This window comes from Amycolatopsis sp. 3B14, assembly GCF_050958625.1.
Lineage (GTDB): Bacteria > Actinomycetota > Actinomycetes > Mycobacteriales > Pseudonocardiaceae > Amycolatopsis_E > Amycolatopsis_E thermoflava.
Genome location: NZ_JBHZEN010000055.1, coordinates 38344 through 58459 on the forward strand (window position 1 = coordinate 38344; position 20116 = coordinate 58459).

The window sequence follows — 20116 nt, forward strand, 5'->3', positions numbered from 1 at the left end:
GGCCGAGAACGATTGAGGAGTGAGGGCATGCTGCGGGTTGCGGTGCCGAACAAGGGAGCGCTGGCCGGGCCGGCGTCGGAGATGCTCGGCGAGGCCGGTTACCGCCAGCGGCATGAGCAGCGCGACCTGACCGTGCTCGACCCGAACAACGAGGTCGAGTTCTTCTTCCTGCGCCCCAAGGACATCCCGATCTACGTCGGCTCCGGCGAGCTGGACCTCGGCATCACCGGCCGCGACCTGGCGCTGGACTCCGGCGCCCCGGTCGAGGAGGTGCTGGCGCTGGGCTTCGGCGGCTCCACCTTCCGCTACGCCGCCCCGGCCGGGCAGGACTGGAAGCCGGCCGACCTGCAGGGCAAGCGGCTGGCCACCTCCTACCCGAAGCTGGTGCGCGACGACCTCGCCCGGCAGGGCGTGGAGGCCGAGGTGATCCGGCTCGACGGCGCGGTGGAGATCTCGATCCAGCTCGGCGTGGCCGACGCGATCGCCGACGTGGTCGGCTCCGGGCGGACCCTGCGGCAGCACAACCTGGTCGCGTTCGGCGACCCGATTTGCGTGTCCGAGGCGGTGCTGGTGCAACGCGCCGGCAGCGACGCGCAGAAGGCGAAGTCGCAGCTGACCGCCCGGCTGCAGGGCGTGGTGTTCGCGCAGCAGTACATGATGCTCGACTACGACTGCCCGCGGACCCTGCTGGACAAGGCGGTCGCGATCACGCCGGGCCTGGAGTCGCCGACGGTCGCGCCGCTGGCCGACCCGGATTGGGTCGCGGTGCGGGCGATGGTGCCGCGCAAGAAGGTCAACCAGATCATGGACGAGCTGGCCGAGGTGGGTGCGAAGGCGGTGCTCGCCTCCGACATCCGCTCCTGCCGGCTTTGACCGGCGGTGTCCTGCCGGCGTTCGCGCCGATCTGGGCACTGACCGGACTGGGGTACCTGCTCGGCCGGTTCCGCGTGCTCGGCGAGGGCGCCGAGGCGGCGCTGACGAAGTACGTCTTCGTCGTCGCGATGCCCGCGGTGCTGTTCACCACCATGCAGGACACCCCGCTGACCGCCCTGCTGAACCCGGGCGTGCTCGCGTTCCTGATCGGCACCGTCGTGGTGGGCGCGATCGGGTTCGCGCTGGGCAAGTGGGTGTTCCGGCGCAAGCTGTCGGAGTGGGCGGTCAGCGGGATGGCCTCCTGCTACGCCAACGCCGGCAACCTGGGCATCCCGGTCCTGCTGCAGCTGTTCGGGGACTCCGCGTTCGTCGTGGTGATGATCCTGTTGCAGACGCTGGTGCTGATGCCGTCGCTGCTGGCGCTGCTGGAGGCCGACGCGCGGGAGCCGGGCCGCTCGCGGTGGCGGACGCTGCTGATGCTGCCGGTGCGCACCCCGGTGATCGCCGCGTCGCTGGCCGGGGTGCTGTTCCGGGCGAGCGGACTGCACCTGCCGCACCTGGTGGCGCAGCCGCTGCACCTGCTCGCCTCCGCCGGGGTGGGCACCGCGCTGCTGGTGCTGGGCATGTCCCTCACCTCCGGCGGCGCGCGGGACCCGATGGGGACGCGGCGGGCCGAGATGGCGGCGGTGGTCGGGCTGAAGCTGTTCGCCCAGCCCGCGATCACCCTCGGCGTCGGCCTGCTGCTCGGCGTGCCGCACCCGGCGCTGATGATCGCGACGGTGTGCGCGGGGCTGCCGACCGCGCAGAACATCTTCATCGCGACCAGCCAGTACGCCCTGGACAGCCGGTTCGTGCGGGACTGCGTGCTCGTGTCCACCCTGGTGTCGATGGGGTCGCTGTCCCTGGTGTCCTGGCTGGTCGGCGAGTTCCTCTAGGGCTCCAGATCCAGGGCGGCGGCGAAGGTGCCGTCCATGTGGAACGGTGTGGACTGGTGCTGGTGCGCGATCAGCCACCGGCCGTCGTCGCGGCGCAGGCAGACCGTCGACCGGAACCACAGGGTGAACGGCTCGTCGTGGCCGGCGGGGAGCGCGGACATGCGGTTGAGGCTGTGGGCGAAGGCCAGCTCGCCGTCGACGGTGGCGCGCAGGTCGCGGACCTCGTAGTCCACCGGGCCGTCGAACCCGGCGAACCAGCCGCGCAGGTTGTCCGGGTCGCGCATCTCGGCCGCGTCGTGGGCCAGCGGCGGGGCGAGGGTGAACGCGACGATCTCCGGCGCGTAGCGGGCGACGACCGCGTCCGCGTCGCCGGCCCGGATGGCGGCCGCCTGCTCCTCGATCACCGCGTGGATCTCGTTCGTGCTGGTCATCGTCGTCCTCCCGGCTAGGGTGTGTGCTTCCACCGGTGACGTCGAGACCGCGGGCCCGGTCTCGACATCCCGGGTGAGGAGTCCGGGAGGGCAGATGAAGTTCCTGGTGCTGATCTACCGCAACGCGGCGTCGCAGGCGGTGTGGGAAAGCCTGGCCGACGACGAGAAACGGCAGGGGCTCAAAGCGTACGAGGCGCTGGACCGCGACCTGGCGGAGTCGGGGGAGCTGGTGACCTCGGCGTCGCTGGCGCCGCCGGAGACGGGTAAGCGGGTCCTGGTCTCCGACGGGCAGGTCGTGGCGGGGGACGGGCCGTTCGCCGAGGTCAAGGAGCAGCTGGCCGGGTTCTACGTGCTGGACTGCGGGAGCCTGGAGCGGGCCGTGGAGTGGGCGGCGCGGATCCCGGAGGCGGGGCTCGGCCTGGTCGAGGTGCGCCCCACGCAGGACCTGAGCGTCTTCCTGCCGTGAACGAGGTGCTGCGCGAACTGGCGCCGCAGGTGCTCGCCGCGCTGGTGCGCCGCTACGGCGACTTCGACCTGTGCGAGGACGCGGTGCAGGAGGCGCTGCTCGCGGCCGCGACGCAGTGGCCGGCCCAGGGGATGCCCGACAACCCCAAGGGCTGGCTGATCACCACCGCGTCCCGGCGGCGGATCGAGCTGTGGCGGTCGGAGGCCGCGCGCCGCCGCCGGGAGGAGAACGTCGCGCTGATGACGCCACCGGACCCGGCGCCGGTGCCCGCGGTGGACGACACGCTCACCCTGCTCATGCTGTGCTGCCACCCGTCGCTGACCCCGGCGTCGCAGGTGGCGCTGGCGCTGCGGGCGGTCGGCGGGCTCACCACCGCCGAGATCGCGCGGGCCTACCTGGTGCCGGAATCCACGATCGCGCAACGCATCAGCCGCGCGAAACAGCGGATCAAGGCTGCCGGCGCCCGGTTCCGGCCACCCGCGCCGGAGGAGTACGGCAGGCGACTGGCCGCCGTGCTCAACGTGCTGTACCTGGTCTTCACCGAGGGGCACACGGCGAGTTCGGGGGAGTCGTTGCAGCGCGTGGACCTGACCGCCGAGGCGATCCGCCTGGCCCGGCAGCTGCATGCCCGGCTGCCCGCCGAGGGGGAGGTGACGGGCCTGCTCGCCCTGATGCTCCTGACCGACGCGCGCCGCGCCGCCCGCACCGGCCCCGGTGGTGTACTGGTCCCGCTCGCCGAACAGGACCGGTCGCGGTGGGACCGGGCGATGATCGACGAGGGCACGGCGCTGGTGACGCGGGCGCTGACGACCGCGCCGGTGGGCGCGTACCAGTTGCAGGCCGCGATCGCCGCCGTGCACGGGCAGGCCGGGCGCGCGGAGGACACCGACTGGCGCGAGATCGCCGGGCTGTACGAGCTGCTGGCGGCCGTGGCGCCCGGCCCGATGGTGACGCTGAACCGGGTCGTGGCGGTGGCCGAAGTGGACGGTCCGGAGGCCGGCTTGCGGGAGCTGGCGGTGGCAGCGGAGGACCCGGCGCTGGCCGGGCACCACCGCGTGGACGCGGTGCGGGCGCACCTCCTGGAGCGCACCGGCGATCTCCCCGCGGCGGCGGAGGCATACGACCGCGCCGCGCGGGGCACGTTGAGCGTGCCGGAGCGGCGGTACCTGGAGGCGCGTGCCCGCCGCTGCGCCTCGGGAAGTGTATAACGTCCTATACCGCGCGGCTTGGGCGCGCACCGCTGCCGATGCCGATCCGTCGGCTGTGGACCGTGTTGCCGCCGCTCATCGCCCCGGTTAGGCAGCCAGCGCATCGAGGACGGCGCGGAGCTCGAGGTAACTCGCCGCGACGCCGTCGGTGTTGCCGAGCCGGTGGCGTTCCAGCCGCACCGCGCCGAGGTGCCGGGCGCGGTAGACCAGCGCCCGCGCGGGCCTGCGCAGTGTCCGCCGGCCGCCCGTAACCCGCCCAGAACGCGTCCCGGACCGGATCGGGCCGCGACGCGGCGTACAGGCTCCAGTCGGCGGCGGGATCACCCCAGGACGCCCGGTCGTGGTCCAGCACGCCGCCGATCAGCGGCTCCGGCGCGCCAGGGGAGAGGAGCACATTGGCGGTCCACAGGTCGCCGTGCAGCAGCCGGGGCTCGGTGATCTCGTCGAGCACCACACGGCGATCCCTGCGACGGCCAGATGTTCGGCGACTCGGAGTCAGACGGTGCACCTCGTGCACCGATGCGGCCGGGCCGCCGGTGGAAACGATCCACTGTGGACGATGTACCGCAACCTCCGCAGCGCGGAGTGTCCCACATGTAGCCGCATTAAGACGTTCGTCCAATGCGGCTCGTCGCGGAAAGCGGTTGCTGCACGGCGGCCGCAGCGCCACCAGTTTCCGTTGACGAACGCCCTCAGGTTCCGCTACCGCCACCGGCCGTCCGGGATGAACGATCTCACTAGTCGCGGGGGCGTTTGGGCATCAGGTCGTACAGCTTCTTCCGCGCGCCGTTGTCGTTCTCGTTGCGGGTTTGCGCCACCTGGGTGATGAAGTCCTCGAACACGAAGTCGTCCTCGGCGGGGATCGGGGCCGAGGGCTGCTGCCGCGCCAGGTGCCCGTCCAGCACCGCCGCGATCTCGCGGAACGCGAACGCCTGGGTGGTCTCCGGCGCGAACGTCGTGACCGGCATGCCGTGCGCGGCGGCCTCGTTCATCACCACCCCGAGCGGCACGTGCGCCAGCAGCGGGTACCCGAACTGTTTGAGCTCCTCCAGCGCCGCCACCGCGTACCCCGACATCGGCCGCCGGTACAGGCCGGGCACCACCCCGAAATAGGGGATCGGCGGGCGGTTCAGCGCGGTCTGCACGTAGTACAGCTGGTCGTTGAGCAGCCGCAGCGCCCGGATGCTGGTGCGGTCCGGCTGCACTGGCACCAGGATGCCGTGCGTCGCCGCGAGGGCGTTGTTCGTCAGCACGTCCAGGGCGGGCGGGCAGTCGATGATGACGTGGTCGTAGTTGGCGAACTGCACGACCCGCGCCAGCTGCCAGCCCGGCACCCGGAACTGGTCGAGCCTGCGCACCAGGTCGAACATGCCGGGCGAGGTCGGGATCACGTCGAACGCGCCGCCGGGGCCGATGTTGCTGCGCCGGTGCGGCACGATCAGCTCCTCGACCGGCCCCTTCCACATCTTGGTGAGCGCCTTGGCCAGGCTCGGCGCCTGCGGGGGCACCTCCTCCAGGCCCAGCATCTCCGTGGTCGCGTGACCCTGCGGGTCGAGGTCGATCAGCAGCACCCGGCGGCCGCGTTCGGCCAGCGCCGCGGCGGCCCCGACGCTCAGCGCCGTCTTGCCGACGCCGCCCTTCTGGTTGACCACCGAGGTGATCTGCACTCGAGCGCTCCCAGGTCAGTCGGTTCTGGCCGCAGAGTAGTGGATCTCGTGCGGCTCGCGGGGGACGGTCACGCCCGTCAGCGTGTCCGCACCATCAGCGCCTGCGCGCCGTGGCCCACCTGGCCCCGTACGTCGGACAGCGTGCTGGTGGCCGTGCCCACCCCGGACGGGCCGACCAGCGTGCGCGCGTCCAGCGCGATCCACTCGCCGACCGGAGCGCGCCGCAGGTGCACGGTCAGCTCGCTGTTGATGAACCACCACTTCGCCGGGTCCAGGAAGTTCGACGCGCCGTTGCCGGTGTCGGCGACCGCGAACAGCCGCTGCAGCGGCGTCGGCTTCTCCCCGGCCACCAGCTCGACCCGCTGCCTGCCCCACACCCAAGCGGGGCCCGGCTCCGCGGGCGACCCTGCGATGACCCGCCACTCCATCGCGCCCAGGTAACCGCCGCGGCCCCACGTGTCGGGCCAGGACGCCGGACGGCAGTCCTCCGGGGACGGTGGCGCCGGCTCCTCGGTGGCCACGTCCGTGGTGTCGGCCTCGGCGATCCGCCACGCGGAGGCCCGCGCGACCGCTCGCGTGCCGTCGTGCAGTTCCGCGCCGAGCAGCTCGACCGACCGCCCCGGACGCTCCACCCAGGACCGCAGGGACAGCTCGGTCAGCGGCGCCGGGCCGAGGATCTCCACGGTGACCCGAGCCAGCAGCCCCGGCCGGTCGGCGGCCAGGTTCTCCAGCGCGCGGGCGAGCAGCGCCGACGGCGGCCCGAAGTGCTGCGCCTCCGGCGTCCACGGCCCGGCCGTGTGCTCGGTCGGCTGGTAGCGGTCGCCGCCCAGCGGCAGGTAGAAAGCGTTCTCCGTCATTCTCAGTCCGCCCGTCAGTCAGCACGGTCCAATGCTGTTTCCACACCCGGGTCCGGCTCCGGCCAGCCCGGGTACTCCGGTGGCGTGCCGCCGAACGACGGGCACAGCGACTGGTGCGCGCACCAGTCGCAGAGCCGGCTCGGGCTCGGCCGGAAGTCGCCGGTCTTGCCCGCCTTGAGGATCGCCTGCCAGATCGCCTCCAGCGTGCGCTCGAACCGGCGCAGCTCGGCCTCGTCCGGGGCGTAGGCGAGCGACTGGCCGTCGGTGAGGTACATGAGCTTCAGCTGGCGCGGCACCACGCCACGCAGCCGCCACAGCACCACGGCGTAGAACTTCATCTGGAACATCGCCTTGGCCTCGCCGATCTCGCGAGGCGCGGCGCCGGTCTTGTAGTCCACCACGCGGATCTCGCCGGTGGGCGCGACGTCCAGCCGGTCGACGTACCCGCGCAGGCGGACGCCCGACTCGAGCTCCAGCTCGACGTGCAGCTCGCACGCCTCGGGGTCGAACCGGCGCGGGTCCTCCAGCTGGAAGTAGCTGTCCAGCAGCTTGGTGGCCGACTCCAGCCAGCCCTGCACGTCCTCGCCGTCGAACAACTCGGCCCACTCCGGGTTGTCGGCCGACAGTTCGCTCCAGGTGGGCGCGAGCAGTTCGCGGGCGCGATCGGGTTCGCGGTCGGTCTTCGGCAGCGCGAACAGCCGCTCCAGCACCGAGTGCACGAGCGTGCCGCGCAGCTGCGCCTTCGTCGGCACCTCCGGCAGCCGGTCGACCGCCCGGAAGCGGTAGAGCAGCGGGCACTGTTTGAAGTCGCTGGCCCGCGAGGGGGACAGCGCGGGGCGGCGCACGCCGAGCTGGGGATCCGTGGTCGCCGTCTGAGCCATACCCCGCACCCTAAACGAGGGGTCCGACAAGATCGCGACGCCGCGCGCCGCGGCGGGTCACGGCCGTCTGACACCACACGCTCTACCCTGTCCGGCATGGCCGCGACCGGCGAGCACGGAGGAAACCAGCCGAGGCGGGTGCTGACCACCGCCGACGGCGGCCTGCTGCTGTTCCGGGTCCAGGACGTGCCGGTGCTGCTCGCCCCGTCCTGGTGGATCGGCTCGCTCGTGGTGGTCGTGCTCTACCAGCCGCTCGTCGACCGGCTCCTGCCCGGCGCGACCGCGGCCACGTCGTGGGCGCTGGCCGCGGCGTTCGCCGTGCTGCTCGGCCTGTCGGTGCTGGCCCACGAGCTGGGCCACTGCGTGGTGGCGCTGCGGATGGGGATCCCGGTGCGGCGGCTGCGGCTGTTCCTGCTCGGCGGTCTGTCCGAAGTGGCCCGCACCCCGCGACGGCCGGGGCAGGAGGGGCTGATCGCCGCCGCGGGACCGGTCGTGTCCGTGCTGCTCGCGGCGTTCTGCGGCCTGCTGATGTTCGCCGTGCCGCCGGACGGCGCGGTGTGGCTGCTGGTCGCCGAGTGCGCCGTGGCCAACCTCGCGGTCGGCGTGTTCAACCTGCTCCCCGGCCTGCCGCTGGACGGCGGGCGCATGCTGCGCGCCGGGGTGTGGGCGGTCACCGGGCGGCGGGCCAGCGGCACGCGCGCGGCCGTGGTGGGCGGCGGGATCGTCGCGGCCGGGCTGTTGGTGTGGTCGATGGTCGGCATGGTCTCCGGCAGCGAGGACCGCTGGCTGCGGCTGGGCGTCTGCGTGGTCACCGCGTGGTTCGTCGCCGCGGGCGCCGCGTCCGAACTGGCCGCCGACGCCAACCGCGGCTGGCCGGAGGGGCTAGCGGTCACCGAGCTGACCCGGCCGGTGCTGCAGCTGCCCGCGGAGAGCCCGGTGTCGGACGCGCTCGCGGCGGCCGCGGGCAGGGGAGTGGTGCTGGTGCGGGCGGACGGCGTCGCGGCCGGCCTGCTCGACGAGGGCGCCGCCGAGCGGCTCGCGGAGACCTCGCCGCAGGCCCCGGCGGAGCTCGCCGCGGAGCCGATCCGCGCCGAGACCGTGCTGCTCGCCTCCGAACCAGGGGAGGAGATCGCCGAGCGGGTGCGCGAGACCGCCGCGTGGCAGTTCCTCGTGGTCGACGACGAGGGCCGCCCGGCCGGGGTGCTGCGCCGCGAGGACCTGCGCTCGGCGCTGTCGGCCCGCCGCGTCCGCTGACCGGCGGGTCTGCGAAGATCGAGCGCTGCGATCGCGCGAGTTTCGAGGAGTCAATCAAGTGCAGGTGAGCGGGCCGTTCCGCCCGGGCGACAGGGTGCGTCTGACCGATCCGAAGGGGCGGAACTACACGCTGGTGCTCGCCGAGGGGGAGGAGTACCACACCCACCGCGGCGCGCTGAAGCACGACGACCTGATCGGCAAGCCGGAGGGCTCGGTGATCACGTCCGTCGGCGGCACCGCCTACCTGGCGCTGCGGCCGCGGCTGGCGGACTACGTGCTGTCCATGCCGCGCGGCGCGCAGGTGATCTACCCCAAGGACGCGGCGCAGATCGTGATGTGGGGCGACATCTTCCCGGGCGCGCGGGTGCTGGAGGCGGGCGCCGGGTCCGGCGCGCTGACCTGCTCCCTGCTGCGCGCGGTGGGCCCGGAGGGCAGCGTGCTGTCCTACGAGGTGCGCGAGGACCACGCCGAGCACGCGGTCAAGAACGTGGAGCGGTTCTTCCGCGAGCGGCCGTCGAACTGGACGCTCAAGGTCGACGACCTGAAAAATCACGAGGGCGAGGTCGACCGGGTCATCCTGGACATGCTGGCGCCGTGGGAGGTGCTCGACACCGTCCACCGCAGCCTCGTCCCCGGCGGGGTGCTGGTCGTGTACGTGGCGACGGTGACCCAGCTGTCGCGCGTCACCGAGGCGCTGCGGGAGATGCAGGGCTGGACCGAGCCCGAGTCGTGGGAGAGCCTCGTGCGGCCCTGGCACGTGGTGGGCCTGGCGGTGCGCCCGGAACACCGGATGGTCGGGCACACCGCCTTCCTGCTCACCACGCGCCGGCTGGCCGACGGGGTGACCCCGCCGCGGCCGCAGCGCAGGCCGAGCCGCGGCTGAGGTCCTCCGTCAGTTGGTCCGGTCGCCCAGGTAGCACCACACGCCGCCCTCGTTGGCGAGGCCGAGCTCGAAGTCGTTGGTGCCGCCGGGGCCGACCGCGTGCACCGGGACGTAGGCGGTGTCGCCGGAGACGTCCGGGCTGCCGGTCACGGTGACGGTGATGCCGGACGGGATGTCCGGCACCGACTGCGGGCGGCTCGCGCACACCATCGACTGGATGGTCGCCTTGTCCCCGGTGCTGTACGCGGTGGCGATCGCCTGCGCGGTCTCCTCCGGCGTGGACTTCCCGCCCGGCGCGGCGGTGCCCTTCGGCGCAGAGGTCGACGTCGGCGTGCGCGAGCTGCTGGGCGCCTTCTCGCTGGAGCTCGCCGGCGGCGCGGCGCTCGTGCTGGGGGCGGCGGAGTTGTTGTTGTCGTCGCCACCGGTCAGCAGCAGGATGGCGGCGACCGCGCCGCCGATGACGACCACCGCGGCGATCGCGATGCCGACGATCAGGCCGGTCTTCTTCTTCGGCGGCTCCCCGCCCGGCCCGCCCGGGAACTGCTGCGTCGCGTAGGAGTCGGCGTAGGGGTTCTGGCCGAACTGCTGCGTGCCGCCGGGGAAGCCGGGCGGCGGCGTCTGCGGGTAGCCGGGCTGCCCGCCCTGCGGGTACCCGGGCTGCTGCGGCCCGCCCTGGGGCTGCCCGGGCTGCTGGGGGTAGCCGCCGCCCGGCTGCTGCCCGTAGGGGCCCGGCTGGCCCTGCTGCCCGTAGGGGCCTTGCTGCCCGTAGGGCCCGGGCTGTTGCGGCGGGTAGGTCATGATCGGGTTACCCCTTCTCGGATGGGTGGGCTCAGGACTCGTCGACGCACCAGTTCGACCCCTGTCGTTTCAGCGGCATCTTCGCATTCTGCTGGTCGCCGTTGTAACGCAGCGCGACCGGCACCTTGGCGGTGTCGCCGGTGATCTCGGCCGGGCCGGAGATGGTGGCCTGCAGCTCGGTGGCCGCGTCCCACTGGGACTGCAGCGCGGACACCTCGCTGTCGGTGGCGCCGCCGCAGGTCAGCGCGGCGTACCGGCTGGCGCTGCGGGCGTTCATGGCGTCCACGACCTGCTGGGCGACGCTGTCCGCGCCGCCCGCGGCGCCACCGCCCGCGGCGGTGGAAGCGGACGAGCGGGACGACCGGGACGACGGCGCGGTGGCGGTCGAGGAGTTCGCGCGCCCCGTGGGGCTCGCGGCGGACGAGGAGCCCGCGGCGGCCGTGGTGGTGCCGTGGTCCTCCTCGTTGCCGCCGAGCGTGAGCACCAGCGTGACGGCCACGCCGGCGACCACGACCACAGCTGCCCCGATGACGGCGATCAGGCCGGTCTTCTTCTTCCTCGGCGCCTCACCACCAGGGCCGCCCCCGGCGTCGAAACCCGGAGCGCCGAAGCCCGGAGCGCCGAACTGCTGCATCGCGCCGGGGAACCCGGGCGCCGGGGTCTGCGGGTGCTGCGGCTGTTGCGGGTGCTGAGGCGCGCCCTGCGGGTAGCCGGGCTGCCGCGGTCCGCCCTGCGGGTGTCCGGGCTGCTGCCCGTACGGGCCCGGCTGTCCGTAGGGGCCTCGCGGGCCCTGCGGCCCGTGGGGCCCGGGCTGGCCCGGGCCGTGCGGCGGGTAGGTCATGGACGGCCGTCTCCTCGTTCACGTCGGGTGTCTGCCTGCCTTCGACGCGCCGAAGCGGCATCCGGTTTCTCCCCGGACGCGAACCGGGGCTGCAACGCGAGCGATCGTAGCGCCGATATCGGACAACTCGATCTTGGCCGCCCGGCGTGGCGGCCCGCGATCCGGTGCGGTGACGTGAAAACCGCCCGGGTTTGAAGAAGGAGGAGAAGGGGAAGACGCCCTGTGAATGTCCTGTAAAGCCTTGGTTGGGTGGTCGTGACATGAGTGAATCGCTCACCGCCCGGATGGCCGCTGTTGGTGGCCGGGTGGCTACTGTCCGTAGTTTTTCGAGCGGTTCGCCGACCGCCTGCCGGGACGCCTGTGTAACGGTTCCGTCCGGGTTCGTGATGCGACGCGCCGATCCTGTGATGCGGATAGGGCTTTTCATGTCGGTGATCGCCGGTACCGTGGGTTAAAAGCACTCCGAGGAGGTGCCGACATGCAACACGACCTTCCCGGAGGTCGGCACGAGGACGCCGACCCTTCAGAGATCAGTGGAGCTGGAACGACGCCGGACGAGCAGGCGCGGCAGGTCCGCTTCCTGGAAGAGGAAGTGGCTCTGCTGCGGCGGAAACTAACCGAATCACCCCGTCAGAACCGTGTGCTGGAACAGCGCCTCGCCGAGGCGTCGGAACGAGTCGCCCAGCTCACGGAGCGGAACAACAAGCTCGTGGAGACCCTCCGCGAGGCGCGGGGACAGCTCCTCGCGCTGCGCGAAGAGGTCGACCGGCTCGCCCAGCCCCCCAGCGGGTACGGCGTGTTCGTCGCCGCGTACGAGGACAACACCGTCGACGTGTTCACGGCGGGCCGCAAGATGCGGGTGTCCGTCTCGCCCGCGGTGGAGGTGGACTCCCTCCAGCGCGGTCAGGCGCTCCGGCTGAACGAGGCCCTGACCGTCGTCGAGGCCGGCGACTTCGAGCTGACCGGCGAGGTCTGCTCGCTGCGCGAGGTCCTGACGCCGGCCACGGAGGGTGGCAGCGCCCGCGCTCTCGTCGTCGGTCACGCCGACGAGGAGCGGGTGGTCTGGCTCTCCGATCCGCTGGCGGCGCAGACGCTCAAGCCGGGCGACTCGCTGCTGGTGGACTCGAAGGCGGGCTACGCCTACGAGCGCGTGCCGAAGGCCGAGGTCGAGGACCTCGTGCTGGAGGAGGTCCCGGACGTCCGGTACGAGGACATCGGTGGTCTCGGACGGCAGATCGAGCAGATCCGCGACGCGGTGGAACTCCCGTTCCTGCACGCCGACCTCTACCGGGAGTACGAGCTGCGGCCGCCCAAGGGCGTCCTGCTCTACGGCCCGCCCGGTTGCGGTAAGACGCTGATCGCGAAGGCGGTCGCCAACTCGCTGGCCAAGAAGGTGGCCGAGGCGCGCGGGGACGGCGACTCGAAGGACGCCAAGTCCTACTTCCTCAACATCAAGGGCCCGGAGCTGCTCAACAAGTTCGTCGGCGAGACCGAGCGGAGCATCCGCCTGATCTTCCAGCGGGCTCGGGAGAAGGCCTCCGACGGCACGCCCGTGATCGTGTTCTTCGACGAGATGGAGTCGATCTTCCGCACCCGCGGCAGCGGCGTCTCCTCGGACGTGGAGACCACGATCGTGCCGCAGCTGCTGGCCGAGATCGACGGTGTCGAGGGGCTGGAGAACGTCATCGTCATCGGCGCCTCCAACCGCGAGGACATGATCGACCCGGCGATCCTGCGGCCGGGCCGGCTGGACGTGAAGATCAAGATCGAGCGGCCGGACGCCGAGGGTGCGAAGGACATCTTCTCCAAGTACCTGACGCCGGGGCTGCCGATCCACGCCGACGACCTCGCCGAGTTCGGCGGGGACGCGCAGGCCACGATCGACGCGATGATCCAGAACACCGTCGAGCGGATGTACGAGGAGACGGACGAGAACCGGTTCCTCGAGGTCACCTACGCCAACGGCGACAAGGAGGTCCTGTACTTCCGCGACTTCAACTCGGGCGCGATGATCCAGAACATCGTGGACCGGGCGAAGAAGGCGGCGATCAAGTCGGTGCTGGAGACCAAGCAGCCCGGTCTGCGGGTGCAGCACCTGCTCGACGCGATCGTCGACGAGTTCGCGGAGAACGAGGACCTGCCCAACACCACCAACCCGGACGACTGGGCCCGGATCTCGGGCAAGAAGGGCGAGCGGATCGTCTACATCCGCACGCTGGTCACCGGGAAGAACCAGGAGTCCGGCCGCGTCATCGACACGGCCACGAACACCGGCCAGTACCTGTAACCGCAGGCGCGAGCCAGGGGAGGCCGCCGATCCGTCCGGGTCGGCGGCCTCCGCCGTGTCAGGGCGTCCTGGGCCGGGCGGCCCTGATCCCGGCGAGTGCGGCGAGGGTGAGACCGGCGAGCACGACGAGCGCGCAGATGATCATCGCCACCACGTTCGGGCCCTCGCAGGACGTGGAATCGGCCGTGCAGCTGCGGAACGGCCCGCCCTGCCCGCTGGAGTCGTACCGCCCGGCCGAGAACACGAACATCAGCAGCGCTCCCGCGTGCACGGGCGTGAAGAGGACCGTCACGGCGAGCGCGGCCGCCGCGCCGCGGAGCCGGCGGATGATCTTGTCGGGCACGTGGTGAAGACGCTCCGCGGCGGCTCCGGTTGCCCGGCGTGTCGTCCCCCGACAGCCGTATAACGACCTATACTGCGCGCCATGACCGAGCCCGCGGCCGAAATCCGCGCCCCGATCACCGAAGCCGACGTCCTGGCCTGGCTCGAGGAGACCGCCCAGGCGGTCCGCGCGCACGCCGTCCCGCCGGAGGAGCTGATCCGGCTGCTGGGGGAGTTGCGGCGCGCGTCGGCGGCCTGCGCCGACGCCTCGGACTGGGTGCTGCTGGCGGCGCGGGAGGAGGGGGCCAGCCTGCGTCAGATCGCGCCGGTCTTCGGCAAGGGCTACGTGCGGGCGCCCGCGGCGCGGCTGGAGAAGCTGCACCGGCAGGCGCTGAACTCCGAGCAGTGGCTGGAGATCCTCCGGCAACGAGCATCAGGCGTATAACGACCTATACGCGACGGCTTTCGGCGAAGAACCGCCGGTGGCCCGCTCCGCGGGCACCCCGGAAAACCCGCACGGAAAGGACAGTCCCCTGCGAATCGGACTCGGCCTGGCGGCCCTCGGGCGGCCCGCCTACATCAACCTCGGCCGGAGCAGCGAGCTCCCGGTCCGGCGGGACGTGCGGACGATGCGCGAGGCGACGTTCGCGGTCCTCGACGCGGCGTACGCGGCCGGTGTGCGCTGGATCGACGTCGCCCGCTCCTACGGCCGGGCCGAGGAGTTCCTCGCCGGGTGGCTGGCCGAACGCGGCCACAGCGACCTCACCGTGTCCAGCAAGTGGGGCTACACCTACGTCGGCGGGTGGCGCATGGACGCGACGATGCATGAGGTGAAGGAGCACTCGGCGGGCGTGTTCTCCCGTCAGTGGACCGAAAGCCGTTCCTTGCTCGGCAACGCCATCAACCTCTACCAGGTGCACTCGCTCACCGTGGACAGCCCGCTGTTCACCGACGAGGCGCTGCAGCGGGCGCTGGCGGCGCTCAGCGACGACGGCGTGCGCGTCGGGTTCTCCACGTCCGGGCCGCGGCAGGCCGAGGTGATCCGGCGGGCGTTCGAGCTGGAAGTGGCCGGGCGGCCGGTGTTCTCGGCCGTGCAGTCGACCTGGAACCTGCTCGAACCGTCGGCGGGTCCCGCGCTCGCGGAGGCGCACGCGGCCGGGAACCTGGTGCTGGTCAAGGAAACCCTCGCCAACGGCAGGCTGGTGGTCAACCCGCCGCCCGCGATCACCCGGCTGGCGCGACGCTACGGAGTCGGCGCGGACGCCGTCGCGATCGCCGCGGTGCTGGCCCAGCCGTGGGCGGACACGGTCCTCATCGGCCCGTCCAGTCCGCAGCAGCTGGCCGCCAACCTCGCTGCCAACGGCGTCGACCTGCCACGGGGCGAACTGGCGGCGCTGCGGCCGCTGGCCGAGCCGCCGGAACGGTACTGGGATCGGCGATCCTCGCTGCAGTGGCAGTGAAGGCTTCGACTAATCTCAGCGCCCACAACGCATACTGAAGGGAACGTCACCGTGCGTCATGGAGGGATGGTGGTCCTGGCCGCGGTCGTGCTGACCGGGCTCACCGGGTGCGCGGATCGCCCGAACGACCTGGAGACCTACTACGACAAGCCGGCGGACGCGACGACGACGCCGGTGACGACGCCGTCGGCCTCGCCGAGCGTCTCGGTCGGCCAGGCGGCGGCGAACACCCCGGTGAACCACATCGCCGAGGACGTGGCGGCGGCGGTGCTCACCAAGAGCGACCTGTCGGGGGAGGGTGTGCGGGAGGCGGCGGCCCGCGCTGCCAACGGATCCTGCTTCGACGCCGTGCCCGCCGGGGACCCGCGTGGCTCGACCTGGCTCTACAACAGCGGTTCCTCGCTGACGCAGCAGGTCACCGGCTACCTCGACCGCACCGCGGCCGAGGTGCTGGCGCAGGTCGACTGCGACGGTACGGCGCTGACGGTCACCCGCCCGGCGGGCGCGGAGGCCGCGCGCGCCTGGTGTGACGGCACCACCTGCACGTTGCTGCTGGCCGGCGGGCACGTGCTGTCCGGTCTGCAGGTCACCGCGAGCACGCAGAACCGGGCCGCGGAAGCGGTGAAGGGCCTGGCGTCGCTGGCCGCCGGGAAGCTGCCGCGGAGCTGACGCCGGGCCCGGAAAGCGCTACCCGCGGCGGAACCACTCGCGGATCGCGTGCCTGCCGTCGGGCACGAAAGGGCTTTCCGGGTCGTCTGCGAAGGCCCGCAGCTCGTCCAGGGACATCCACCGGCCGGAGACGATTTCCTCCGGCTGGTGGACGACCGGTCCGTCCCACCGGGTCTCGTAGGCGAAGTAATGGCAGCGCAGCGGCGGCTGGTCGAACGTGAACGTGAACAGGGGTCGCAGGGGCACGCCGCGCACGCCCAGTTCCTCGGCGAGCTCCCGTTCCGCACCCTCGGCGGGGGTTTCGCCCGCGGCGACCACGCCACCCGCCCAGCAGTCGTGCAGCCCGGGGAAGACGTCCTTGTCCGGCGAGCGCCGGTGCACGTACACGCGGGAGCCGTCCCCGGAGCGCACCAGCACCAGCGTCGCGGCATGCCAGAGCCCCTGTTCGCGCATGTCGGCGCGGCGCACCCGGCCCACGACCGCGCCCGCGGCGTCGTAGTGGGCGACCATTTCCTCAGCACTGCTCACCATCCCCGACAGCATGGCAGAACCAGGTGCTTTACCTGGTCGCAACCGGTGGCCCACTCACCGTTGCCGCCCGCGACCCGTAGGCTTGGGACATGCGGCGGATCATGGGAACCGAAGTCGAGTACGGCATCGCCGTGCCGGGCGACGCGACGGCCAACCCGGTACTGACATCGACGCAGGTCGTGCTGGCCTACGCGGCGGCGGCGGACATCCCGCGGGCGCGCCGCGCGCGGTGGGACTACGAGGTGGAGTCGCCGCTGCGCGACGCCCGTGGGTTCGACCTGGCAGGGCCCGGCGGGCCGGGGCACGACCCGGACGTGGAGGACCTCGGCGCGGCCAACGTCATCCTGACCAACGGCGCCCGGCTCTACGTCGACCACGCGCACCCGGAGTACTCGGCGCCCGAGGTGACCAACCCGCGGGACGGGGTCATCTGGGACAAGGCGGGCGAGCGGGTGATGGAGGAGGCCGCGATGCGGGCGGCCACCGTGCCCGGGCAGCCGGTGCTGCAGCTGTACAAGAACAACGTGGACGGCAAGGGCGCCAGCTACGGCACCCACGAGAACTACCTGATGGCCCGGTCGACGCCGTTCACCTCGGTGATCGCGGGGCTGACGCCGTTCTTCGTGTCGCGGCAGGTGGTCACCGGCTCGGGCCGGGTGGGCATCGGCCCGCAGGGCGAGGAGGCCGGCTTCCAGCTGTCGCAGCGCTCGGACTACATCGAGGTCGAGGTCGGCCTGGAGACGACGCTGAAGCGGGGGATCATCAACACCCGCGACGAGCCGCACGCGGACGCGGACAAGTACCGGCGGCTGCACGTCATCATCGGCGACGCGAACATGGCCGAGTACTCGACGTACCTGAAGCTGGGCACGACGGCGCTGGTGCTGGACATGATCGAGGCCGGTCAGCGGTTCGACGACCTGAAGCTGGACGAGCCGGTGCGGGCGGTGCACCAGATCAGCCACGACCCGACGCTGAAGACGAAGGTGGGGGTCGCGGGCGGCCGCAAGTACACCGGCCTCGACCTGCAGTTCGCCTACCACGAGCTGGCGGCGGCGCACCTGGAGCGCACGGGCGGGGACGCGACGTCCAAGGAAGTGCTGCGGGTCTGGGGCGAGATCCTGGACGCGCTGGCGCGGGACCCGGCGGAGTGCGCGGACCGGCTGGACTGGCCCGCGAAGCTGCGGCTGCTGGAGGGCTACCGGCAGCGGGACAACCTGGGGTGGGCCGCGCCGCGGCTGCACCTGGTGGACCTGCAGTACTCGGACGTGCGGCTGCAGAAGGGCCTGTACAACCGCCTGGTGGCGCGTGGCTCGATGAAGCGGCTGGTCACCGAGGAGGAGGTGCAGGCGGCGATCACGAACCCGCCGGAGGACACGCGCGCCTACTTCCGCGGGCGGGCGCTGGAGAAGTACGCGACGTCGATCGCGGCCGCGTCGTGGGACTCGGTGATTTTCGACGTGGGCAAGGAGTCGCTGGTCAGGATCCCGACACTGGAGCCGCTGCGGGGCACGAAGGCGCACGTCGGGCGGCTGCTGGACGAGTCGGAAACGGCCGAGGAACTGGTCGAGGCGCTGACGGGTTCCGACTGACCGCAGCGGGAAAACCACCGATTGTCGTGGTCTCTGGGTAGGCTAGGGACAAGACTCACCGGGAGGCGAGATGGCTCAGGAGAAGATCGAGAAGCACGGTGGCGGCGGCTCCGACGACGAGGTCGAGGGTGGTGCCCCGGCCGGCCAGGAACGCCGCGAGAAGCTGGGTGAGGACGTCGACACGATCCTGGACGAGATCGACGACGTGCTCGAGGAGAACGCCGAGGACTTCGTGCGCGCCTACGTGCAAAAGGGCGGCGAGTAACCGCTCACCCGCGGCCACTAGGGTGGTCGCACCGAGTAGCTTGTAGTGCCGGCTGTCGCGCTTCCGCGGGTGTTGTGCCCGCGGGAGCGCCACACTTCGTCGATGGGAACCACGAGCACGTATGGAACACACCTCGGGCCCCACGGGCTCCGCGCTGCCCGCTGCCTTCTTCTCGAGCACGACGTCGTCGTTCGCCGAGTTCCTCCGCATGCAGGCGCCTGACCTGCTGCCGGGTCGCCGGCAGCTGCCCAATTCCGGTGCGGGTGAGCTGGACGCGCCGCACGGCACCACGATCGTGGCCGTGTCGTTCTCCGGCGGCGTGCTGATCGCCGGTGACCGGCGGGCGACGTCGGGGAACCTGATCGCGTCCCGGGACATGGAGAAGGTGCACGTCACCGACGGTTATTCCGCGGTGGGCATCGCGGGCAGCGCCGGGATCGCGCTGGAGCTGGTGCGGCTCTACGCGGTCGAGCTGGCGCACTACGAGAAGATCGAGGGCGTTCCGCTGTCGCTGGACGGCAAGACGAACAAGCTCGCCACCATGGTGAAGGGCAACCTGGACGTGGCGATGGCCGGTCTGGCGGCGCTGCCGTTGTTCGTCGGCTACGACATCGAGGCCGACGACCCGAAGCGGGCCGGGCGGATCGTGTCCTACGACGTGACCGGTGGCCGGTACGAGGAGCGCGCGGGCTACCACGCGATCGGGTCGGGGTCGCTGTTCGCGAAGTCGGCGCTGAAGAAGCTGTACGACCCGGAGGCCGACGAGGAGACCGCGGTGCGCACCGCGGTGGAGTCGCTGTACGACGCGGCCGACGACGACAGCGCGACGGGCGGGCCGGACCTGGTTCGCCGGATCTTCCCGACGCTGGTGACGATCACCGCCGAGCGTGGCGCGGTGCGGCTGCCGGACGAGCAGGCCGCCGCGGTGGCGGAGGCGGTCGTCGCGGGCCGGGCCGAGCAGGCCACCCACGGCCGGACCTGATCCGCGCGGTCGCCGTAGCCGAACTTCCCTTCCTTCGAGCATTCTTGGAGCCTCACCGTGACGATGCCGCTGTACGCCTCTCCTGAGCAGTTGATGCGTGAGCGCTCGGAGCTCGCGCGCAAGGGCATCGCGCGCGGCCGGAGCGTGGTCGTGCTGAAGTACCGCAGCGGGGTGCTGTTCGTGGCGGAGAACCCGTCGACGACGCTGCACAAGATCTCCGAGATCTACGACCGGATCGGCTTCGCTGCGGTCGGCCGGTACAGCGAGTACGAGAACCTGCGGGTGGCCGGCATCCGGCACGCGGACCTGAAGGGTTACCAGTACGACCGCCGGGACGTGACGGCGCGTGCGCTGGCGAACGCGTACGCGGCGACGCTGGGCAGCATCTTCACCGAGCAGCTGAAGCCGTACGAGGTGGAGCTGTGCGTGGCGGAGGTGGGGTCGGTTCCGGAGGAGGACCAGCTGTTCCGGCTGACCTACGACGGTTCGATCTTCGACGAGCCGCGGTACGTCGTGACCGGTGGCCAGACGGAGCCGGTGGCGAACAAGCTGAAGGAGATCTACGAGGACGGCCTGGAGCTGCGGGACGCGCTGAAGGTGGCGTTGGACGCGCTGCGGGCGGTCAGCAACAACGGGGACAGCGCGCCGTTGAAGCTGGAGGTCGCGGTGCTGGACCGGGAGCGGCCGGGGCGCAAGTTCCGGCGGATCCAGGGTGCGGCGCTGGACGCGTTGCTGCCGGAGCAGCCGGCCGCCTCCGCCGGGGAGGCGGAGGAGAAGCCGGAGGACGGCGAGACGCCGCCGGCGAGCTGAGCTCGGGTGAGGGGGCCCTCGGACTTCGGTCCGGGGGCCTTTCGCGTTTCCGGACGGTGTGCGGGGCGATGGGCCGCTGCGCCGCGCAGTGTCGCCGGGGGTGGC

General features: G+C 72.0%; 23 protein-coding genes. 14 read left to right on the forward strand and 9 right to left on the reverse strand.

Going from position 1 to position 20116, the window contains the following annotated elements; translation table 11 throughout:
* The first annotated feature begins 27 nt into the window (after positions 1 to 27).
* Both hisG and ACCP09_RS28300 read left to right on the forward strand, forming a co-directional pair.
* Positions 28 to 873 (forward strand): ATP phosphoribosyltransferase, encoded by an 846-nt coding sequence (gene hisG / locus ACCP09_RS28295; protein ID WP_027929878.1) that lies wholly within the window; start codon positions 28 to 30, stop codon positions 871 to 873.
* Positions 870 to 1808, forward strand: a complete 939-nt coding sequence (locus ACCP09_RS28300) for an AEC family transporter (protein WP_027929877.1) — start codon at positions 870 to 872, stop codon at positions 1806 to 1808. The genes hisG and ACCP09_RS28300 overlap by 4 nt, the downstream gene beginning before the upstream one ends.
* Here ACCP09_RS28300 and ACCP09_RS28305 read toward each other — a convergent pair.
* Positions 1805 to 2239 carry a YybH family protein gene (locus tag ACCP09_RS28305; protein WP_027929876.1) on the reverse strand — a complete coding sequence of 145 codons (435 nt, stop codon included), beginning with the start codon at positions 2237 to 2239 and terminating at the stop codon, positions 1805 to 1807. The two genes, ACCP09_RS28300 and ACCP09_RS28305, sit on opposite strands and share 4 nt — an antisense overlap.
* Before the next feature lie 94 nt (positions 2240 to 2333).
* Between ACCP09_RS28305 and ACCP09_RS28310 the strand changes: the two genes are divergently transcribed.
* Together ACCP09_RS28310 and ACCP09_RS28315 are read left to right on the forward strand one after the other, a co-directional pair.
* Positions 2334 to 2705, forward strand: a complete 372-nt coding sequence (locus ACCP09_RS28310; RefSeq protein ID WP_027929875.1) for a YciI family protein — start codon at positions 2334 to 2336, stop codon at positions 2703 to 2705.
* The gene (locus ACCP09_RS28315) at positions 2702 to 3913 is read left to right on the forward strand and encodes an RNA polymerase sigma factor (RefSeq protein ID WP_027929874.1); all 1212 of its coding nucleotides are present in this window, start codon (positions 2702 to 2704) and stop codon (positions 3911 to 3913) included. The genes ACCP09_RS28310 and ACCP09_RS28315 overlap by 4 nt, the downstream gene beginning before the upstream one ends.
* Before the next feature lie 4 nt (positions 3914 to 3917).
* Here ACCP09_RS28315 and ACCP09_RS28320 read toward each other — a convergent pair whose 3' ends face one another.
* The 4 genes from ACCP09_RS28320 to ACCP09_RS28335 form a co-directional block, all read right to left on the reverse strand.
* A complete protein-coding gene (locus ACCP09_RS28320; protein WP_433751634.1) occupies positions 3918 to 4625 on the reverse strand; it encodes a phosphotransferase family protein in 708 nt (235 codons plus the stop codon).
* Between the two features lie 25 nt (positions 4626 to 4650).
* The gene (locus ACCP09_RS28325) at positions 4651 to 5580 is read right to left on the reverse strand and encodes a ParA family protein (RefSeq protein WP_378335272.1); all 930 of its coding nucleotides are present in this window, start codon (positions 5578 to 5580) and stop codon (positions 4651 to 4653) included.
* 77 nt (positions 5581 to 5657) lie between these two features.
* Entirely contained in the window at positions 5658 to 6437 is a 780-nt protein-coding gene (locus ACCP09_RS28330; RefSeq protein WP_027929871.1) for a thioesterase family protein, read from the reverse strand.
* Between the two features lie 14 nt (positions 6438 to 6451).
* On the reverse strand, positions 6452 to 7318 hold the full coding sequence (locus ACCP09_RS28335; RefSeq protein WP_017982475.1) for a RecB family exonuclease: 867 nt from the start codon (positions 7316 to 7318) through the stop codon (positions 6452 to 6454).
* Between the two features lie 96 nt (positions 7319 to 7414).
* On the opposite strand from ACCP09_RS28335, the gene ACCP09_RS28340 reads away from it, so the two are divergent.
* The gene (locus tag ACCP09_RS28340; protein WP_433751637.1) at positions 7415 to 8572 is read left to right on the forward strand and encodes a M50 family metallopeptidase; all 1158 of its coding nucleotides are present in this window, start codon (positions 7415 to 7417) and stop codon (positions 8570 to 8572) included.
* A gap of 58 nt (positions 8573 to 8630) precedes the next feature.
* The gene (locus ACCP09_RS28345) at positions 8631 to 9455 is read left to right on the forward strand and encodes a tRNA (adenine-N1)-methyltransferase (RefSeq protein WP_027929869.1); all 825 of its coding nucleotides are present in this window, start codon (positions 8631 to 8633) and stop codon (positions 9453 to 9455) included.
* A 9-nt stretch (positions 9456 to 9464) separates the two neighbouring features.
* On the opposite strand, the gene ACCP09_RS28350 is transcribed toward ACCP09_RS28345, so the two are convergent.
* Complete coding sequence (locus ACCP09_RS28350; RefSeq protein WP_123686872.1) at positions 9465 to 10253, reverse strand: hypothetical protein; 789 nt, start codon at positions 10251 to 10253, stop codon at positions 9465 to 9467.
* Positions 10254 to 10284: 31 nt separating this feature from the next.
* Entirely contained in the window at positions 10285 to 11094 is an 810-nt protein-coding gene (locus ACCP09_RS28355) for a hypothetical protein (protein ID WP_433751639.1), read from the reverse strand.
* Between the two features lie 478 nt (positions 11095 to 11572).
* Between ACCP09_RS28355 and arc the strand changes: the two genes are divergently transcribed.
* Complete coding sequence (arc, locus tag ACCP09_RS28360) at positions 11573 to 13381, forward strand: proteasome ATPase (protein ID WP_026153131.1); 1809 nt, start codon at positions 11573 to 11575, stop codon at positions 13379 to 13381.
* Positions 13382 to 13439: 58 nt separating this feature from the next.
* Here the strand turns inward: arc and ACCP09_RS28365 are convergent, their stop codons facing one another.
* Positions 13440 to 13724, reverse strand: a complete 285-nt coding sequence (locus tag ACCP09_RS28365) for a hypothetical protein (protein ID WP_378335269.1) — start codon at positions 13722 to 13724, stop codon at positions 13440 to 13442.
* Positions 13725 to 13805: 81 nt separating this feature from the next.
* On the opposite strand from ACCP09_RS28365, the gene ACCP09_RS28370 reads away from it, so the two are divergent.
* The 3 genes from ACCP09_RS28370 (at position 13806) to ACCP09_RS28380 (ending at position 15831) form a co-directional block, all read left to right on the forward strand.
* Entirely contained in the window at positions 13806 to 14147 is a 342-nt protein-coding gene (locus ACCP09_RS28370; RefSeq protein ID WP_017982468.1) for a hypothetical protein, read from the forward strand.
* A 37-nt stretch (positions 14148 to 14184) separates the two neighbouring features.
* Positions 14185 to 15162, forward strand: coding sequence for an aldo/keto reductase (locus ACCP09_RS28375; RefSeq protein ID WP_433751642.1), 978 nt, complete (start codon positions 14185 to 14187; stop codon positions 15160 to 15162).
* A gap of 66 nt (positions 15163 to 15228) precedes the next feature.
* Positions 15229 to 15831, forward strand: coding sequence for a hypothetical protein (locus ACCP09_RS28380; protein ID WP_431902837.1), 603 nt, complete (start codon positions 15229 to 15231; stop codon positions 15829 to 15831).
* A gap of 18 nt (positions 15832 to 15849) precedes the next feature.
* Here ACCP09_RS28380 and ACCP09_RS28385 read toward each other — a convergent pair whose 3' ends face one another.
* Positions 15850 to 16362, reverse strand: coding sequence for an NUDIX hydrolase (locus tag ACCP09_RS28385; RefSeq protein ID WP_037323500.1), 513 nt, complete (start codon positions 16360 to 16362; stop codon positions 15850 to 15852).
* 89 nt (positions 16363 to 16451) lie between these two features.
* On the opposite strand from ACCP09_RS28385, the gene dop reads away from it, so the two are divergent.
* The 4 genes from dop to prcA all read left to right on the forward strand — a co-directional run bounded on the left by dop (position 16452) and on the right by prcA (position 20011).
* Positions 16452 to 17954, forward strand: coding sequence for a depupylase/deamidase Dop (gene dop / locus ACCP09_RS28390; protein ID WP_027929862.1), 1503 nt, complete (start codon positions 16452 to 16454; stop codon positions 17952 to 17954).
* Between the two features lie 70 nt (positions 17955 to 18024).
* On the forward strand, positions 18025 to 18219 hold the full coding sequence (locus tag ACCP09_RS28395; protein WP_017982463.1) for a ubiquitin-like protein Pup: 195 nt from the start codon (positions 18025 to 18027) through the stop codon (positions 18217 to 18219).
* A gap of 121 nt (positions 18220 to 18340) precedes the next feature.
* Positions 18341 to 19201 (forward strand): proteasome subunit beta, encoded by an 861-nt coding sequence (gene prcB, locus ACCP09_RS28400; protein ID WP_017982462.1) that lies wholly within the window; start codon positions 18341 to 18343, stop codon positions 19199 to 19201.
* A 57-nt stretch (positions 19202 to 19258) separates the two neighbouring features.
* Complete coding sequence (prcA, locus tag ACCP09_RS28405) at positions 19259 to 20011, forward strand: proteasome subunit alpha (RefSeq protein WP_027929861.1); 753 nt, start codon at positions 19259 to 19261, stop codon at positions 20009 to 20011.
* Positions 20012 to 20116: the final 105 nt, after the last annotated feature.

What these genes read in the sequence shown, in the direction of transcription:
- ACCP09_RS28340 (WP_433751637.1), top strand. Translation starts at nt 7,415, where the DNA reads ATGGCCGCGACCGGCGAGCACGGAGGAAACCAGCCGAGGCGGGTGCTG.
- ACCP09_RS28305 (WP_027929876.1), bottom strand. Translation starts at nt 2,239, where the DNA reads ATGACCAGCACGAACGAGATCCACGCGGTGATCGAGGAGCAGGCGGCC.
- ACCP09_RS28350 (WP_123686872.1), bottom strand. Translation starts at nt 10,253, where the DNA reads ATGACCTACCCGCCGCAACAGCCCGGGCCCTACGGGCAGCAAGGCCCC.
- ACCP09_RS28385 (WP_037323500.1), bottom strand. Translation starts at nt 16,362, where the DNA reads ATGGTGAGCAGTGCTGAGGAAATGGTCGCCCACTACGACGCCGCGGGC.
- ACCP09_RS28355 (WP_433751639.1), bottom strand. Translation starts at nt 11,094, where the DNA reads ATGACCTACCCGCCGCACGGCCCGGGCCAGCCCGGGCCCCACGGGCCG.
- prcB (WP_017982462.1), top strand. Translation starts at nt 18,341, where the DNA reads ATGGAACACACCTCGGGCCCCACGGGCTCCGCGCTGCCCGCTGCCTTC.
- ACCP09_RS28370 (WP_017982468.1), top strand. Translation starts at nt 13,806, where the DNA reads ATGACCGAGCCCGCGGCCGAAATCCGCGCCCCGATCACCGAAGCCGAC.
- ACCP09_RS28395 (WP_017982463.1), top strand. Translation starts at nt 18,025, where the DNA reads ATGGCTCAGGAGAAGATCGAGAAGCACGGTGGCGGCGGCTCCGACGAC.
- arc (WP_026153131.1), top strand. Translation starts at nt 11,573, where the DNA reads ATGCAACACGACCTTCCCGGAGGTCGGCACGAGGACGCCGACCCTTCA.
- dop (WP_027929862.1), top strand. Translation starts at nt 16,452, where the DNA reads ATGCGGCGGATCATGGGAACCGAAGTCGAGTACGGCATCGCCGTGCCG.
- ACCP09_RS28330 (WP_027929871.1), bottom strand. Translation starts at nt 6,437, where the DNA reads ATGACGGAGAACGCTTTCTACCTGCCGCTGGGCGGCGACCGCTACCAG.
- hisG (WP_027929878.1), top strand. Translation starts at nt 28, where the DNA reads ATGCTGCGGGTTGCGGTGCCGAACAAGGGAGCGCTGGCCGGGCCGGCG.
- ACCP09_RS28380 (WP_431902837.1), top strand. Translation starts at nt 15,229, where the DNA reads ATGGTGGTCCTGGCCGCGGTCGTGCTGACCGGGCTCACCGGGTGCGCG.
- ACCP09_RS28310 (WP_027929875.1), top strand. Translation starts at nt 2,334, where the DNA reads ATGAAGTTCCTGGTGCTGATCTACCGCAACGCGGCGTCGCAGGCGGTG.
- ACCP09_RS28335 (WP_017982475.1), bottom strand. Translation starts at nt 7,318, where the DNA reads ATGGCTCAGACGGCGACCACGGATCCCCAGCTCGGCGTGCGCCGCCCC.